Below are 14,246 nucleotides of genomic sequence, written 5' to 3'. Positions count from 1 at the left end.
AATTTCCGACGGTACAGCTTAAGCCCATAAAACCTTTGACCGACCATAAATCTAGCGACTGCCTTGTCCGCATAGCGGTCGCTCGCGATATTCAGGCGAATAACCGCACCGAGCCCTTTTTAGACTGTGGGTCAGGCGCAGGATTCGTTTCGAAAAGGGGAGCAGCCACTCGCTTCTTCTGAATGAGCAATACTCTTACCCGCTTTCATTTCGCTAAAATAATGTAACCGCCTTCACTGATGTGCCATCATAAGCATGCTAAAATCCTGTGCGGAGAATGCTGGTTATTTGAAGTATGTTATTTTTTTCGCGCACGGTGAAGGATTTGAAACATGGATTTTCTAGCGTTAAAGCCACTGGCTTTGGCCGTCTTTGCGGCAGCGGGATATGGCGTTGCAACAATCGGAATGAAATTGGCCTCAGCCGAATGGACGGCGGTGGCGCTCGCTCTGATCCTTCTCGGTTTTCTGGCCGCAACTCAGTCTGAGGTGGTGCTGATGCGCATAGTCCCACTTTCCGAGCTGTATCTAATAATAATCGCGCTCGAGACGCTGATCGTACTGACATACGCCTACAGCATCGGCGAGGGACTAGAGCCGCGAGATTGGGCAGGCGGCGCGCTCATATTCGCCGGGCTCGCGATCGTCTCACACTGACCGGATTGTAGGTGACCAGCTCTACACGCTACGCTCGGGCCAACGATGACTTGTTTGCGTAATGGGTGTGCAATGGGGGCGGCAGCAGTCTCTAAATGTTCTGATGGCAACGACGGCTTTGTACGCAGAGCGGACACTCATACAAACTGTAGTGAATGGCTGCTTCGAGCCCAAAGTGACAAATGCTGCAGCTTGTACCGATGTCCGCTTCCACTTTAGCGCTAGGGGTCGGTCCTCAAAGTCTCTTGCTTTGCAACATACAAAGCACTTCTCGATAAGACCTATGCAAAAAGTGGATCTCTGATCGGGGATTTTGGCTATGCCAGCGGCAAATCGAGTCGGTTCCTGGTTGCTACACAGGTCAACTATCGCGCTAGCATGAATTTGAGATGTTTCTACAGCCCTAATGACGGGCTAAGCATGGCTAAAATATTTCTGGTTCTGCCGAAAACACCTAGCGAATGTACTAATTTCGAGTGGCGTCCGTGCGCCTACAGTCCTGGTCTGATGTAATTCAGGATCGAATTCATCCTGACAATTACTTTGCGGATCACGTGCGTTGCCGCTGCTGAATCAGTGTACATCGCCGCCAAACCGGCTGCGCCCGGAGGAATCGATGCCAGTACATCAGGGTCGTCCGGAATAATGGTAACGATGAAGGGCTCGCTTACGATCTCCCCAGCCTGAAAGACAGTTCCGCTGACTTGAGCTTGTCCCTGTGAAGAAATATCGAAGATCGTATCCACCGTGCCGGTTACCAGCTCTCCCGGTCTGATCTTGAAGGCAATTTCAGCAGGTTGACCTGGCCGAAGATAGCGGAGGTAGATCTGATGTACCTGAACGACCAAGGCTTTTTCAGCAGTGTCAACGAACACTCCCGCGGGCGAAAACGGGAACGATACCACTCTTTGACCTTCTGTGATGGCAAGGTTGTTCACAAAGCCTTCCGAAGGAGCACGGACAATTGTCTCTTGCAGATTCCACTGCGCCTGATCAAGCGCCGCTTGCGCCTCCGCAAGCTTAGCGACAACGCCATCCGGTGTGAGGGCATCGAGTTCGACCTGTGCCCGAGACACGGCCGCCTGTGCTTGATCAACCGAGCCTTGTGCCGCTTCGAGATTGGATTGACGGGTTTCAAGCCGATTTTCCGAAATAGCCCCGCTTTCGACAAGCCTACTATCATCCTCAAAGCGTGATTGAGCCAAGTCTCTTTGCGCAATTGCCTGACGCAGTTGCGCCTCGGCGGACGCAAGGTTCTCACGGTCCTGCCGAATTTGTGCCTCGACACGTGAAACAGTTGCTTGCGCTCGTTCAACCGCAATTTCGAAGGGTTCCGGATCAATACGGAACAACACGTCACCCTCTTGCATCGGAACATTCGGTTCTGCCACGACCTCGACAACCTCGCCAGCAACGTTAGGCACGATTGAAACTGCTCTGGTTAGAACCTTGACCGGCCCGGAGGGTGCACCCCACTGCATGGGAATGAAAAGGAAGATGAGCAGGATAACCATCCACCCAATGGTGGACAGCCACGTCGCCTTGGAGTTTGGAAGAACCTTGAGTTTTACAAGAATGAAAAGGACAGCAACATATATGAGGGTCAGGAAGACAATCATGACGCGCCTTTCGACCGAGCACTGGTTTCAGCTTCGGTTGCTGAATTCGTTATTGTTTGCAGCGGCGACTTTGTGAATGCCCAAATCAATGCAAGCGGCCAAAATATGCCAAAAGTAATCGCTCCCACCCAGCCAGCGACATTGATCGCATCTGCTTGGGGATGCTCGCGTTGCTTCGCGATTTTCCCCGGTAACATTGCCAGGATCACAAATCCTACGATGGCTGTGAGGATCAGTATGACAAGCACGACCCACGCAAAAATGTCCAAGCCGCTCACTCTAAATGCCTCCCTGTATTAGCTGTGCCCACCGAGCTATGTTGGTCTAATTCGCCGGAACAATTTCCGGAACACGGTAGGCTCGAAATTCTTCGACATCCGGTCGATATGCCCGAAGCAGCAGGTTCCAACCGTCTTCGGGTGTGAAGGCGAAGTTGGGAGCAAGTGCGCGACAGTCCTCGCCACCGAATGCAACGTCAAACGAGCCGTCGTCGTTGCTGACAACGCCCTGGTTTGAGCTGACGATGCTATCCGTGTCCGACATCAAGTATTTCTGCGGCCCATATACCGTGATGGAAAAGAATGCATCGACTGGCACTTTCGGGAAAGTTGCAGTGTAGCAAGCGCCTCCCACAGCGTTTTCAGGACCACCGATAGCGTACATTGCGTTTTCGTCCGCTGACAAACCCCAGGCGCCTGCCGTGACGTAGGTGAAATATTCCCAGTCCTCGACATCGGCGACCCGCTTCTGCATCGCACCGAACGATGAAGGCAGCTTGGAATACTCAGCCAGCAGGGCGGCCCGCACCCTTTCAAGTGCCTCCGCGTCAAAGCTTGGCAGATCATCCTCTGGCGCGGCGCCTGAAATCGCATATTGTGGCTGAAGTTCTTCAGTCACCAAACGCACATCGTCGGCCGTGGCATTTGTTCCTGTCCGAATGCCAACAGCGACGAAATCGGTCTCGAAATCCTCGGACGAGAAAGTGTATTGACCGTCCCCGTACAGGTAGAACGGCGTCATGTGGTCTTCCGTAATGATCTGGATCGATAGAAACCGGTCGCCCACATCTGGCACATCCAGCGTAAACCCCTGTCGCGCGTTAACGATTGCAATCGAATAGATCGTGTCGTTATTTGGCGAAACGACCCAGCGGTCGTCGGCGGTAGACAGGTTCGTGAAGTGAAAGAATTGGTTTATGCCAGAGCGGCCCATGAAGTTCGCAAAGAACGCCCGGCTATCTGCATTGATATATTCGGCGGCGCTCATCCCGTAATCGTTCGGATCGGTGGACCAGCCGGAACTGTCTATGTCCGGGATATCCGCGACCGCCGCTGGTGCGATCAGAGTGCTGCATAGCAGGGCGGCTGCAATCTTGTAGAACTTGCTGGATGCGTTTTTCATTTTGTTTGAACCTCGACTGTTAAGTCAGCGCCGGGAACCGGAACATAGGCGCGAAGGACGCCGTAAAACGGCGTTCCGGTTGGGATGCCGTTCTGCCCCTCGCCGGACGGGCTGAGCGTCACGGTATGGGTGCCGTCTTCATTCGGCTCCGCTGTATAGCTGGTTTGATCGTAGATGCCCTTATCGTTCGGGATCAGCAGCTTGTTGGCGGAGGCATAAACTGTGACGGAGAAGTAACCGCCATCTTCGACGATGTTTGCAGGCACGGTCAGAACATATGTGTCATCACCATTAAAAGGTTGGCCGTGTTCATCAAACGCCAGTAGGCCGTACCTCACCACGTTGGACGGTGTGCCAAGTTGTCCCTGAAAAACGCCGACCGCGGCGTGAATTTCGCCCACGTCACCGGAAACTGACCCGAATAGCTTGTCGGTATCCACCAGCGGCACCGCTGTCTCGATCAGCTTCAGCGCCGCCGCCTCTGTATTGGGCGAGAACCGCTGCACGTCGCGGTCCATGTCGCCCTGGCCGCCTTCCATCACAATCTCACCGCTCAGCGTCATGACCTCGTCAAGATTGTCGACGACGACCATGCGGGTGAAGGCAAGCCCTTGGTCGGTCTCAAGGGCCAGTTTGTGAAAGTCGCCCTCGGGCAGGGTTTGCCCGGGCCGGTACAGCAGGATCGGCAAATCCGGGTTCACGATGACGCCCGGTATGTTGTGCTTCATGTCAAAAATCGACACCGAGAAGTAGCGGTCGTATTGCGGCGTGTGGATGATCGCCGGGCCTTCGGACAGGCTGAACCAGTTATAGCCGTAATTTACCGTCGCCTGGGGCGTGATCACCGTGTCATCGGTGGGATCGACGAGTCCCGTGAACTGAAAGCTGCCCGGCTCGTTGGTTTCGAGCCAGCGCTGCATCATGCGCACCTGTTCCTGGTTGGGATACTCGCGGATATAGTTTTCGATGGTGTCCTGAGCAAATGCAGGAACAGCAAAGAACGGCAGAAACAATATCAGATTGCACAGCTTGCGTATCAACATGTCGTTTCGTACCTTCTTGATCCAGTGATTTCGAGTTTATCACCTTGAACGTAACACTGAGCCAATCTAGGTCAAACTTCTGGGGATTGGGTGCTGTTGTGACGCACAATTCATACGGGAGTTGTATGTCCGTAGAAAACGGATGAGTTTGACGTGGCCCAAAACCCTTCAAGAATGAGCCTTTGTCTCACCAAGTTTCGGCACCATTGTTGATCATATACCGCCGCCTTCGACTGGCTTCCCCAAAAGCGGTCGTTGGCAAACTTGCGGCGAATGGCCGTTTCATCCGCATTGCAGCCGTTCGCGATATTCAGGCCAATGTCCGCATCGGGCCCAGAACAGACTTTTTAGATGGTTTAAACTGTCATGTGATATCTAGCGCGACGAGCGTTAAACAGGCCCACCTCGTCTCGGCAGGTACATCGTGCTTCAAGTAGTCCAACACCGCTATGCAAAACTCTTCCGGCTTCTGAACGGGGAACAAGTGCCGGGCATTCTCGATCACTCTCAATTGGCTTGATGGGATCAACGAGTGTGCGGCACGAGTGGTAATTTGGTAGAAAGTGCGGCTTTGAGCACCCAAAGCGATCGCAACAGGAAGTGCCAACTCCTGCAGATCTTGGCTTAAAACTGGTGGTGCCGGAGGTCCGGCGAAGAGCAGCGGCAGCATCCTCGCATTCTCAACCATCATCCCCCGAATATCCTCGGGAAGCCCATTAAATGCGCCATACTGCGCGTTAACGTCATCCACGAATTGCTGAACCGTACCTTCAAGGTTTTCTGCTTCGGCTAGAATGCGAGCTTTCTCGCTCATTGTGACTCGATCGTTTAGAGCCTCTTGGGCTTTTTCCTCGTCAGAAACAAACGTTGCCAACGCGGGTTCGTAAAGGAACATGCGCTTAACGAGCCTTGGATGCTGTACTGCCATCGTTAGACAAACCCCTGCGCCCAAAGACCACCCAACAAGTGTCACCGGTTCAAGCTTCAGACTTCGAATGAACTCGGCGCGATCATCTGCAAGGACTTGTATGCTGAAATTCTCTCCGTCGTCTGGCCGCGCACCTGTTCCGAAGTAACGCATCGTCAATCTGATCATCCGGTAGTGTGGGGCGATTAGATCACGGTGCGCATCCCAAACCCGATGATCTGCATTCGATCCATGAACAAAGACCACGGGCTCTCCTTCGCCGTCTTGGGCGTAGGACAGCCTGTCCGCATTTATTGCAACTCTCTGTTCCATTTCTCTGGCGAAGTACTCTTGTTGCATTTGTTTTGAGAGATATAGCGCCAGACCCGAAGATACTTGGAGCAATAATTCAGCTGTGTTCAGCCAAGAAAGCCAGGGCGTCCCTCTCAAAACGTGGCCATTCCGGGTCGTTGTCCGGGATGGTATGGTTGGAGCTTTCGTAGGCGATGAACTTCGCGTTGGGTAATCCCTTCGCAAACAATTGTCCTTGTTCGACCGGTTGCATCCTGTCACTGGTCCCATGACAAACAAGGCACGGCACCTCGACCTTGGACAATATCGGTGAGATATCGATGTTATCAATCACACCGCGATACCGCCCCATGTTTTCGGGTGAAATCATCTTGCGCATATCTTCGGCATATTGCCGCCGTTCTTCTTGGCTCGCGCCCGGCACGATGATTTGCGCCATCAAATCACGCAGAGACGGATAATCATCGTCCCACCCGGCAGTCATCATTTGCTTAATTGCGTTGGCGCGTTCCACATCTTTTTGCGATGTTCTTTTTGCCCGACCAACGGGGAACCCACCTATCATTACGATCGCAGACACGCGGTCAGGTCGGCGCGCTGCGAAGGCGGCTGCCACTGCTGACCCCTGCGATATCGCAAGGATCGGGGCGCGCTTGATACCCGCTGCGTCGAAAACGGTTTCCAAGTCATCAACGAACCGTTCGAACGTGCATGTTTCGGCGTCCCAGTCGGATAGACCGTTGAGCCTGGCATCAAAACGGACCAAACGATGCCGTTGAGCGATGGACGTATAAATTGGAGCTTTCCCCGGATTGCGCCAGTCAAGCTCCAAGTGTCCAATCCAACTTGGCGCCTTTACGACCGGAGGACCGTCTCCAACTGAGCTCCAGGCCAGACTAATGTTGTCGTCAGTTTTGCAAAAACGAATTTCCTGTGTTTTGGCGAAGCTAGCACGCGATTTGGACACATGTTCATCGGTGAAGTTGAACGACAGCACTTCGATCGGCTGTTCAATGCCTTTGAACGTATGTAGACCTTCCCGGCGTAATCGTTTGGCATAATCCGCTCCGGCAAGATCACAAAGTACCTTTGAGGCCAGAATGCCCCCGGGTACGGCTGCCGATTGGAGCCGCGCAGCGATGTTGACGCCGTCTCCGAAGATATCGTCGCCATCGACGGTGACGTCGCCGACATGCAAACCCGCTCTAAGCTGGATACGTTCCGGAACCAAATAGGGATGGTCTGGCTCTCTTAGCTCGGTTTGGATCGCAATTGCCGCTTCTAGGGCGTTTCCGGCCGACGGAAATTCAATCAATGCTCCGTCACCCAACAGTTTGACCACCCGGCCAGACTTTTGCTCAACGATCGGCGTTACCAAATCGCGGTACAAGGTGTTCAGTGTTTTGAGAAGTAGCTTGGAGCCACCCTGCATCATCCGACTGAAGCCGACGACATCGAGAGACACGATTGCAGCAAGGCGACGTTGACTCATGGTTACTTCCCGCAAGTTGGCTCGAAAACACTACCACGTTAAAAGACTGTTAGAACCGGCAACTTGCCTAATACCTGCCAACGGGCGGTGGCATGATCGGTGACTAAGATCTCTAGTTGTCGGAAGACGTGTGGAGGCGATCATTAAAAAGGTATGCCTATCCGTTTTCTCGGGGAACGGCGGATTTGTCTGCTAAGAGGTCAGTCAGACGGAACGCAGCGAATGGCTGCTCTGAGCCCATGCCCGACCGACATCGTAAATTCAAACTATTGTTGTGGCGAGTACCAAATCGGCGAAGTATAGGCGCGTTCCTGTGCTGTCATAGGGACACCATCCGGCATGTTTATTCCGAACTTCACTGCATCATACGCCGTCCAGCGCGGGGTTGGAATTTCTATAACCCGGGCATAATAAAATGCGCTTTCCGAGGGATCGAAATCCGGGTCTTCCCACACGGCTCCCAGCTCAGAGGCTCCAATCGTGTTAGTCCACGAGGGGATAGAAAGGTCCACTGTGGTGCCTATTGACGGCAACTTACCAGCGGCATCTGGTTCGCGGGAACCAGACCAGGCCACGTCGTAGACTTTTTCCCGTTGCTCTCCATCTGCATCTATCCAGCCCTTTATGATCTGGATTCGATCCAGGTTTGCTCCCATCGGATCACGAAGCGCATATACCAAAAAAGAAGGTGCGCCTTCCCCTGGGCCAAGATTCCCACCCATCGGCACACCCTTGGTGTATCCCACAAGCGCCAAGTCCCGCCGCAAGGCATCCTCTTCGGTAAAAGAATATCCTCCGAACATTCGGACGCGCATTCGAGGTCCTGTAGTTGCGTAGGTTTCACGCCGATGCATCGCATCCCAAATGGCTTCGCGGGAATTCTCTTGCGCCCATACAGCTGTCAAACCGCCAGTAATATATTGCGACGAAAGCAGCGCAACATTCCCGTCTGCATAGGTCTTGCTGACATGTTGGCTGCGCTCTTCGCTGGGCTCATAACCGGTGAACTTCCCGAAGAAATTGTCGTTATCTGGAGCCGTTAAGCCCGTGTGTGTGTCACTAGCCCCGCCCAGGCCAAACTTGAAAGGGTTTACTCCCAAACCCTTTTCCAAAGATAGGCCGCGAAGTAACCCGGATCGAGCATATTCACCAGGTAACATTTCTGGCTCTTTCGGAACAGAAGCATCCAGATTGCCGTAGTCCCATGTTTCGAAGTCAGCAAATTCATCGTCTGGTGATAGGAACGGGTGGGCCTCACCATCTCCCTTAATCTGAGTTGGTTCGTATAGTCTTTCCCATTTGTTTCGCGCTTCTGCGTATGCGGGATCTAACGGCACCCCATCCGCGAAGTCATCGACTAACGGGAACATCCAGCCGTTAGACAAGTTCCCATTATGTGGAATAGCAAGAACACGCCCGCCTGTCGTATGCTCATAGTTCTCCAACCATTTCCAAAGATCACGAGGGTTAGGTGAGCCCACAGGTGGCGTTGTTGTATAAGGCAGTATCTGTCTTGTGAGCTCCGGGCCGTCGCGAAAGATCACATTTCGGTGCAAATTGTTCCCTGCAACAAGTGATGTCCATTCATAGGCGATAAAGGTGCTGAACACGCCTGGATCATTGTACTCTTCCGCGGCATCGATAATGTCGTCCCAAACACGGGCGTACGCGGGGTTGCCCGGTTTATAGTTCAGCGCAGGCGAAACCTGTCCTTGAGCAAACGCCGCTGTAAGCTCGAGCGCTGCCGCTAGTGCGGCTTCGCCACCCTTATTGAATTCTTCATGGAAATATCTGCCTTGCTCATCTGCTAAGATGTTGGGAGAACCTCCGATGATGTCGGTGATAGCACCCATCGCATCCGAATGATCTGTAATCATGAAGAAATCGAGAGGCATCGACAGTTTTACAGGTTGCCCCGTGTTCGACACAACTTCTTCTCCGCGCGCAAACCGATAGGCATCGCGCGGCATGAGGCGCGTACCGCCTCCACCAGCATCCCCGGAAAGACCAGTATGAACGTGAGTGTCACCAAAATAGACTTGAGTTGGATATGCGCGCTCAGCGTAAGGTGAATAGGGTCGACCGGAAGGACCGGAAAGGCCTGTCGGATTTATTGCATCCTGAGCTAAGACTGGGCTCCCCAGAATGAGAGCTGCTGACAAAAGAAAGCGAAACAATTTTTCCTCCATAATTGAAGACACCTTACCACAACTCTGCTCGAGAAGTTATTTCGACTGAGTTCGAAGGTTTGCTAAGGGTCTTGTCAGAAGAACTTTGCTTGAGCGGGGCAGGACGGTTGCGTAGCTTTTGCCCATGACCAAACCTGCCTCTTTCAAGTACTTCAAAACCAGTCCCGAGGTCATCCGCCTTGCGGTGATGCTGTACATCCGTTTCCCGCTCTCGCTTCGAAATGTCGAAGATCTGTTGCACGAGCGAGGCATCGACGTGAGCCACGAAACCGTCCGATATTGGTGGAACAGGTTTGGTCCAATGTTTGCAGCTGAGATCCGACGGAAGCGTGTGCAGCAGCTGCGCGCGTTCTCGAAATGGAAGTGGCACGTGGACGAGGTTTTCGTAAAGGTGAATGGCAAGCGACATTATCTGTGGCGTGCAGTAGATCACGAAGGTGAAGTGCTGGAAGCCGTAGTCACCAAGCGCCGAAACAAGGCTGCAGCACTAAAATTCCTCAGGAAATTGATGAAACGGCACGGTTGCGCCAAGGAGGTCGTCACAGATCGCTTCGCTTCCTACAAGGCTGCGCTCAGAGAAATAGGCGCGTTCGAAAAACAACAGACGGGCAGGTGGCTCAACAACCGCGCCGAGAATTCACACCTTCCGTTTCGACGACGCGAACGCGCGATGCAGCGTTTCAGGCGCATGCGAAGTCTACAGAAATTCGCCGCCGTCCATTCCTCTGTCTACAATCACTTCAACCAGGAAAGATCGCTAGCCAGTCGAGATACCTTCAAGCTGACCTGCGCCGCCGCTCTTAGCGAGTGGCGTCAGCTTTGTTCCAGATAGATTCGCGGTTTCCGCAGCAAATTGAGACTGGTTCGAATTAGTCTGACAGCACCGCCACTCATACAAGTCTCACCTCGGTTGTGTTTTCGGCCTTGTCAGAAGAACTTTGCTTGAGCGGGGCAGGGCGATTGCGTAGCTTTTTCCCATGACCAGACCCAGGTCTTTCAAATACTTTAAAACCAGTCCCGAAATCATCCGCTTGGCGGTTATGCTGTACATCCGTTTCCCGCTCTCGCTTCGGAATGTCGAAGATCTGTTGCACGAGCGAGGCATCGACGTGAGCCACGAAACAGTCCGATATTGGTGGAACAAGTTCGGCCCGATGTTTGCTGCTGAGATCAGACGGAAGCGTGTTCAGCAACTCCGAGTCTTTTCAAAATGGAAGTGGCATGTGGACGAAGTATTCGTGAAAGTGAACGGCAAACGCCACTACCTCTGGCGTGCCGTCGATCACGAAGGCGAGGTACTGGAAGCCGTAGTCACCAAACGCCGAAACAAAGCTGCAGCACTGAAATTCCTCAAGAAATTGATGAAGCGGCACGGTTGCGCCAAGGAGGTCTTCACAGATCGCTTCGCTTCCTACAAGGCTGCGCTCAGAGAAATGGGCGCGCTTGAAAAACAACGGACGGGCAGGTGGCTCAACAACCGCGTCGAGAATTCGCACCTCCCGTTTCGACGACGCGAACGCGCGATGCAGCGTTTCAGGCGCATGCGAAGTCTGCAGAAATTCGCCTCCGTCCTTACCTCCGTATACAACCACTTCAACCAGGAAAGATCGCTAACCCGCAGAGATACATACAAGCTAACACGCAACGCTGCTCTCGCAGAGTGGCGTCAACTTTGTTCTGGATAGGTTCACGGTTTCCGCGGCAAACTGAGACTGGTTCGAATTCGTCTGACAGCACCGCCACTCCAAAATCCGTATCGTACTGTTTGGGCATTCCGCCCTACGGCCCCCCACGTCAGCACAGCACCTTTCGGGTATTTTTGATAATCCCTCGCGCTTTTCTGCACTAACCTAACTCCACTTTGTGGAGGTCAAGGCACAGAGAAGGCCAATAGGTCCAAAGCCGCTGAGTCGAACGCAGGTCACAGCGTGCGCGCCAACACCCCGGCAAAGTCTGCAACAGGGGCGCAACGCGAGGGACTCCATGACTGCTTCATCTATCGGAACGCCAGAGCAACTTCGTGATCCGAACTATTTTCCTGCCATATATCGTGCCGTGCCGTTGGGCATTCAGCATGTGCTGGCCATGTTTGTCTCGAACGTCACGCCAGCGATTATCGTTGCCGGGGCCGCCGGTTTTGGCTTTGGCTCGAACAGTCCGGATTTCCCGGAACTGCTGTACCTGATCCAGATGTCGATGCTGTTCGCAGGCGTTGCTACGCTGTTGCAGACGGTCACCATCGGCCCGGTCGGGGCGGCCTTGCCAATCGTGCAGGGGACGTCCTTTGCCTTTATCCCGATCATGATACCGCTGGTCGCCGGAAAGGGCGTCGACGGTCTGGCCGCCTTGTTCGGAGGCGTCATAATCGGCGGCCTTTTCCATGCCTTGCTGGGTACTGTGATCGGCAGAATCCGCTTTGCCCTGCCGCCTTTGGTCACAGGTCTTGTCGTGACAATGATCGGGCTTGCATTGGTGAAAGTCGGCATCGAATACGCCGCCGGTGGTGTTCCGGCCAAGGCTTCGGGGTCTGAAACCTACGGTTCATTGTCCAGCTGGGCCCCGGCGTTGATCGTTGTGTTTGTCACATTGGGGCTGAAATTCTTTGCCCGCGGGATGCTGTCTGTCTCGGCTGTGCTGATCGGCATTCTTGTCGGATATGTCTATTGCATACTCGTCGGGAAACTGCCGCTCGAGGCGATTTCGGGTTCGTGGGAACGTTCTGAGGCTTTCGCGCTGCCACAGCCATTCAAGTATGGGTTCGAGTTCTCTCTGGCCGCTGTGATCGGCTTTTGCCTTATGGCCTTCGTTTCAGCCGTAGAAACCGTCGGCGACGTATCAGGGATCACGAAAGGTGGCGCGGGGCGCGAAGCAACGGATAAGGAGATTCAGGGCGCGACTTTTGCCGACGGTTTCGGCACCGCCATTGCCGGTATCTTTGGCGGGTTTCCCAACACCTCGTTCAGCCAGAATGTGGGCCTTATCGCAATGACCGGGTTGATGAGCCGACATGTCGTGACCATCGGAGCCATATTCCTGATCATCTGCGGATTGGTCCCGAAAGTCGGTGGCATCATTCGCACCGTTCCGATCGAAGTACTGGGCGGCGGGGTCATCGTCATGTTCGGGATGGTTGTTGCAGCGGGTGTTTCGATGCTGTCCGACGTGGTCTGGAACCGCCGAAACATGGTGATCTTCGCGGTCTCGCTGTCGATAGGTCTGGGGCTTCAGCTAGAGGTCATGAACGTCGCGCCGGGGTCGGTCAACGCGTTGCAACACCTGCCGGATACGCTGCGAATTCTGGGTGCGTCGGGGATCTTACCTGCGGCCCTGATCGCCATTGTCCTGAACCTGATCCTGCCAGAGACATTGGCGGATGAAGCGACCGAGGAGGTTTCTGGCGGTATGTCAGGACATGGTCGGGGCGAGTTGGTGAAGGACGATCACGCCTGACATTTGACCGGCGGGCGATGGCTTTGTTCCTGTTAGGGAGCCGGCTGTCGCCCAATCCCTCTCAGTCAAGGCGCGGGGACTGCGACGATTGGGTGTTAGGAACCCTGCAAGAATTCGGTGTCAAAGCTGATGCGTTTGCGTGTTCCGCAATCCCCCAAAACCTCCAGCCCGTCACCATGCAGGTTTATGGAGTGAAGCGGAGAACCCGCAGGCCAGGCAATCGCGCCGATTACGTGTTTGACAACGGCAGAGCGGGCCGGAGACAGCTGCAAAGCACCGGGCCCGGACAGTGCCTTTTTGCGATCAGGTCCCAAAACATGCCCGGCCGTGCCTTCCTCGATGCCCAGGCAGCCAAAATGACGGCCCGACCACGGCGGATAATCCCGCCCTCCGTTCGAGTGCCACAGCATCGTCATGGGCAGGTGTTCAGATCGCTTGAGCGAAAGGAACAGATCACCCTCGACCGGTCTGGTGACGGCTGTCCAGCCCAACCCGCCACCGGGTGCATCGAGACCGGCAACAAAATCCTCATGTCTTTGGAACCAGGGATAGCGCGTCAAATCTGTGGTGCCGTCCTGCGACGGGAAACGCGTTGGATCGTCACTGGACACAGGGTAGACCAACCCCGACCTGCCGCGTTTCGGGTCGGTTTCCTGTGGTGTTGCAGGCGTCATCCAGCAGGATTTGGCAGAGGTCCGGATAAAGCCACCATTTGGCAGAGAGATATTCGCATGGTTGGCCACCGGAACCGACCCGGACCCGCCTACAAACGTATGTTTTTGATAAACAAAGGGGTGATCCGGGCGCAGTGAAAGCGCTTTGATGACTTCCGCATCGTTGACGCGGTGATCCAACCGGGCTGACAATTGGTCCGGCGACAGATCAATGATCGACCAGCATGCGTTTGCAGGCCAACCATGCAGGGGTGCCCCGTCTTTTTCTTGCCCAAACGGTGCGCAGAAAAAATCTCCTCCCAGCTTGTATAGATGGGGCGCTAGCCCATCGGGAAGGGCCTCGTTCATTCCGACCCAAGGCGCGCGGTGCAACGGGGATATCCCAGCGTCGCCGTCCATCACCGTGAAGCTTTTGATCATGCCGATACTGGCGTCGAACGACAGGCGGATGCCGTCTGCATTCAGGTTGATCGTGTCTTCGGACATGGGACCGCCTTGTGGTT

12 protein-coding genes are annotated in these 14,246 nt (G+C 54.3%); 4 read left to right on the top strand and 8 right to left on the bottom strand.

The genetic code is table 11. The features are described from left to right. Positions 1–332 precede the first annotated feature (332 nt). Positions 333–656, top strand: coding sequence for a 5-aminolevulinate synthase (locus tag ACR0E6_RS07290; protein WP_170556606.1), 324 nt, complete (start codon positions 333–335; stop codon positions 654–656). 491 nt (positions 657–1,147) lie between these two features. Here ACR0E6_RS07290 and ACR0E6_RS07285 read toward each other — a convergent pair whose 3' ends face one another. The 7 genes from ACR0E6_RS07285 to ACR0E6_RS07255 form a co-directional block, all read right to left on the bottom strand. Continuing rightward, on the bottom strand, positions 1,148–2,275 hold the full coding sequence (locus tag ACR0E6_RS07285; protein ID WP_480581977.1) for an HlyD family secretion protein: 1,128 nt from the start codon (positions 2,273–2,275) through the stop codon (positions 1,148–1,150). Next, the gene (locus ACR0E6_RS07280; RefSeq protein ID WP_170452293.1) at positions 2,272–2,553 is read right to left on the bottom strand and encodes a DUF3302 domain-containing protein; all 282 of its coding nucleotides are present in this window, start codon (positions 2,551–2,553) and stop codon (positions 2,272–2,274) included. The genes ACR0E6_RS07285 and ACR0E6_RS07280 overlap by 4 nt, the downstream gene beginning before the upstream one ends. 46 nt (positions 2,554–2,599) lie before the next feature. Next, complete coding sequence (locus ACR0E6_RS07275; RefSeq protein ID WP_480581974.1) at positions 2,600–3,541, bottom strand: DUF1254 domain-containing protein; 942 nt, start codon at positions 3,539–3,541, stop codon at positions 2,600–2,602. A 131-nt stretch (positions 3,542–3,672) separates the two neighbouring features. Continuing rightward, positions 3,673–4,719 (bottom strand): DUF1214 domain-containing protein, encoded by a 1,047-nt coding sequence (locus ACR0E6_RS07270; RefSeq protein WP_480581971.1) that lies wholly within the window; start codon positions 4,717–4,719, stop codon positions 3,673–3,675. A 364-nt stretch (positions 4,720–5,083) separates the two neighbouring features. Beyond that, complete coding sequence (locus ACR0E6_RS07265; RefSeq protein ID WP_480581969.1) at positions 5,084–6,031, bottom strand: alpha/beta fold hydrolase; 948 nt, start codon at positions 6,029–6,031, stop codon at positions 5,084–5,086. 4 nt (positions 6,032–6,035) lie between these two features. Then, positions 6,036–7,430: an alpha/beta fold hydrolase gene (locus ACR0E6_RS07260; protein WP_170556624.1), complete on the bottom strand. Its 1,395-nt coding sequence runs from the start codon at positions 7,428–7,430 to the stop codon at positions 6,036–6,038. A 266-nt stretch (positions 7,431–7,696) separates the two neighbouring features. Further along, on the bottom strand, positions 7,697–9,631 hold the full coding sequence (locus ACR0E6_RS07255; RefSeq protein ID WP_480581966.1) for a DUF3604 domain-containing protein: 1,935 nt from the start codon (positions 9,629–9,631) through the stop codon (positions 7,697–7,699). A gap of 112 nt (positions 9,632–9,743) precedes the next feature. Between ACR0E6_RS07255 and ACR0E6_RS07250 the strand changes: the two genes are divergently transcribed. The 3 genes from ACR0E6_RS07250 to ACR0E6_RS07240 all read left to right on the top strand — a co-directional run bounded on the left by ACR0E6_RS07250 (position 9,744) and on the right by ACR0E6_RS07240 (position 13,069). Next, on the top strand, positions 9,744–10,451 hold the full coding sequence (locus tag ACR0E6_RS07250) for an IS6 family transposase (RefSeq protein WP_480581963.1): 708 nt from the start codon (positions 9,744–9,746) through the stop codon (positions 10,449–10,451). Positions 10,452–10,596: 145 nt separating this feature from the next. Then, entirely contained in the window at positions 10,597–11,304 is a 708-nt protein-coding gene (locus ACR0E6_RS07245; RefSeq protein ID WP_480581961.1) for an IS6 family transposase, read from the top strand. 298 nt (positions 11,305–11,602) lie between these two features. Then, positions 11,603–13,069 carry a uracil-xanthine permease family protein gene (locus tag ACR0E6_RS07240; protein ID WP_480581959.1) on the top strand — a complete coding sequence of 489 codons (1,467 nt, stop codon included), beginning with the start codon at positions 11,603–11,605 and terminating at the stop codon, positions 13,067–13,069. Between the two features lie 95 nt (positions 13,070–13,164). Here the strand turns inward: ACR0E6_RS07240 and ACR0E6_RS07235 are convergent, their stop codons facing one another. Further along, positions 13,165–14,229 (bottom strand): hypothetical protein, encoded by a 1,065-nt coding sequence (locus ACR0E6_RS07235; RefSeq protein WP_480581957.1) that lies wholly within the window; start codon positions 14,227–14,229, stop codon positions 13,165–13,167. Between the last annotated feature and the right edge of the window lie 17 nt (positions 14,230–14,246).

The sequence above is a fragment of the Ruegeria sp. AP12 genome (assembly GCF_056540025.1).
The sequence above is the reverse complement of the archived record's forward strand: the minus strand, read 5'-3'. Positions and strand labels throughout refer to the sequence as shown.

What these genes read in the sequence shown, in the direction of transcription:
- ACR0E6_RS07270 (WP_480581971.1), bottom strand. Translation starts at nt 4,719, where the DNA reads ATGTTGATACGCAAGCTGTGCAATCTGATATTGTTTCTGCCGTTCTTT.
- ACR0E6_RS07275 (WP_480581974.1), bottom strand. Translation starts at nt 3,541, where the DNA reads ATGAGCGCCGCCGAATATATCAATGCAGATAGCCGGGCGTTCTTTGCG.
- ACR0E6_RS07240 (WP_480581959.1), top strand. Translation starts at nt 11,603, where the DNA reads ATGACTGCTTCATCTATCGGAACGCCAGAGCAACTTCGTGATCCGAAC.
- ACR0E6_RS07260 (WP_170556624.1), bottom strand. Translation starts at nt 7,430, where the DNA reads ATGAGTCAACGTCGCCTTGCTGCAATCGTGTCTCTCGATGTCGTCGGC.
- ACR0E6_RS07235 (WP_480581957.1), bottom strand. Translation starts at nt 14,229, where the DNA reads ATGTCCGAAGACACGATCAACCTGAATGCAGACGGCATCCGCCTGTCG.
- ACR0E6_RS07250 (WP_480581963.1), top strand. Translation starts at nt 9,744, where the DNA reads ATGACCAAACCTGCCTCTTTCAAGTACTTCAAAACCAGTCCCGAGGTC.
- ACR0E6_RS07290 (WP_170556606.1), top strand. Translation starts at nt 333, where the DNA reads ATGGATTTTCTAGCGTTAAAGCCACTGGCTTTGGCCGTCTTTGCGGCA.
- ACR0E6_RS07245 (WP_480581961.1), top strand. Translation starts at nt 10,597, where the DNA reads ATGACCAGACCCAGGTCTTTCAAATACTTTAAAACCAGTCCCGAAATC.
- ACR0E6_RS07285 (WP_480581977.1), bottom strand. Translation starts at nt 2,275, where the DNA reads ATGATTGTCTTCCTGACCCTCATATATGTTGCTGTCCTTTTCATTCTT.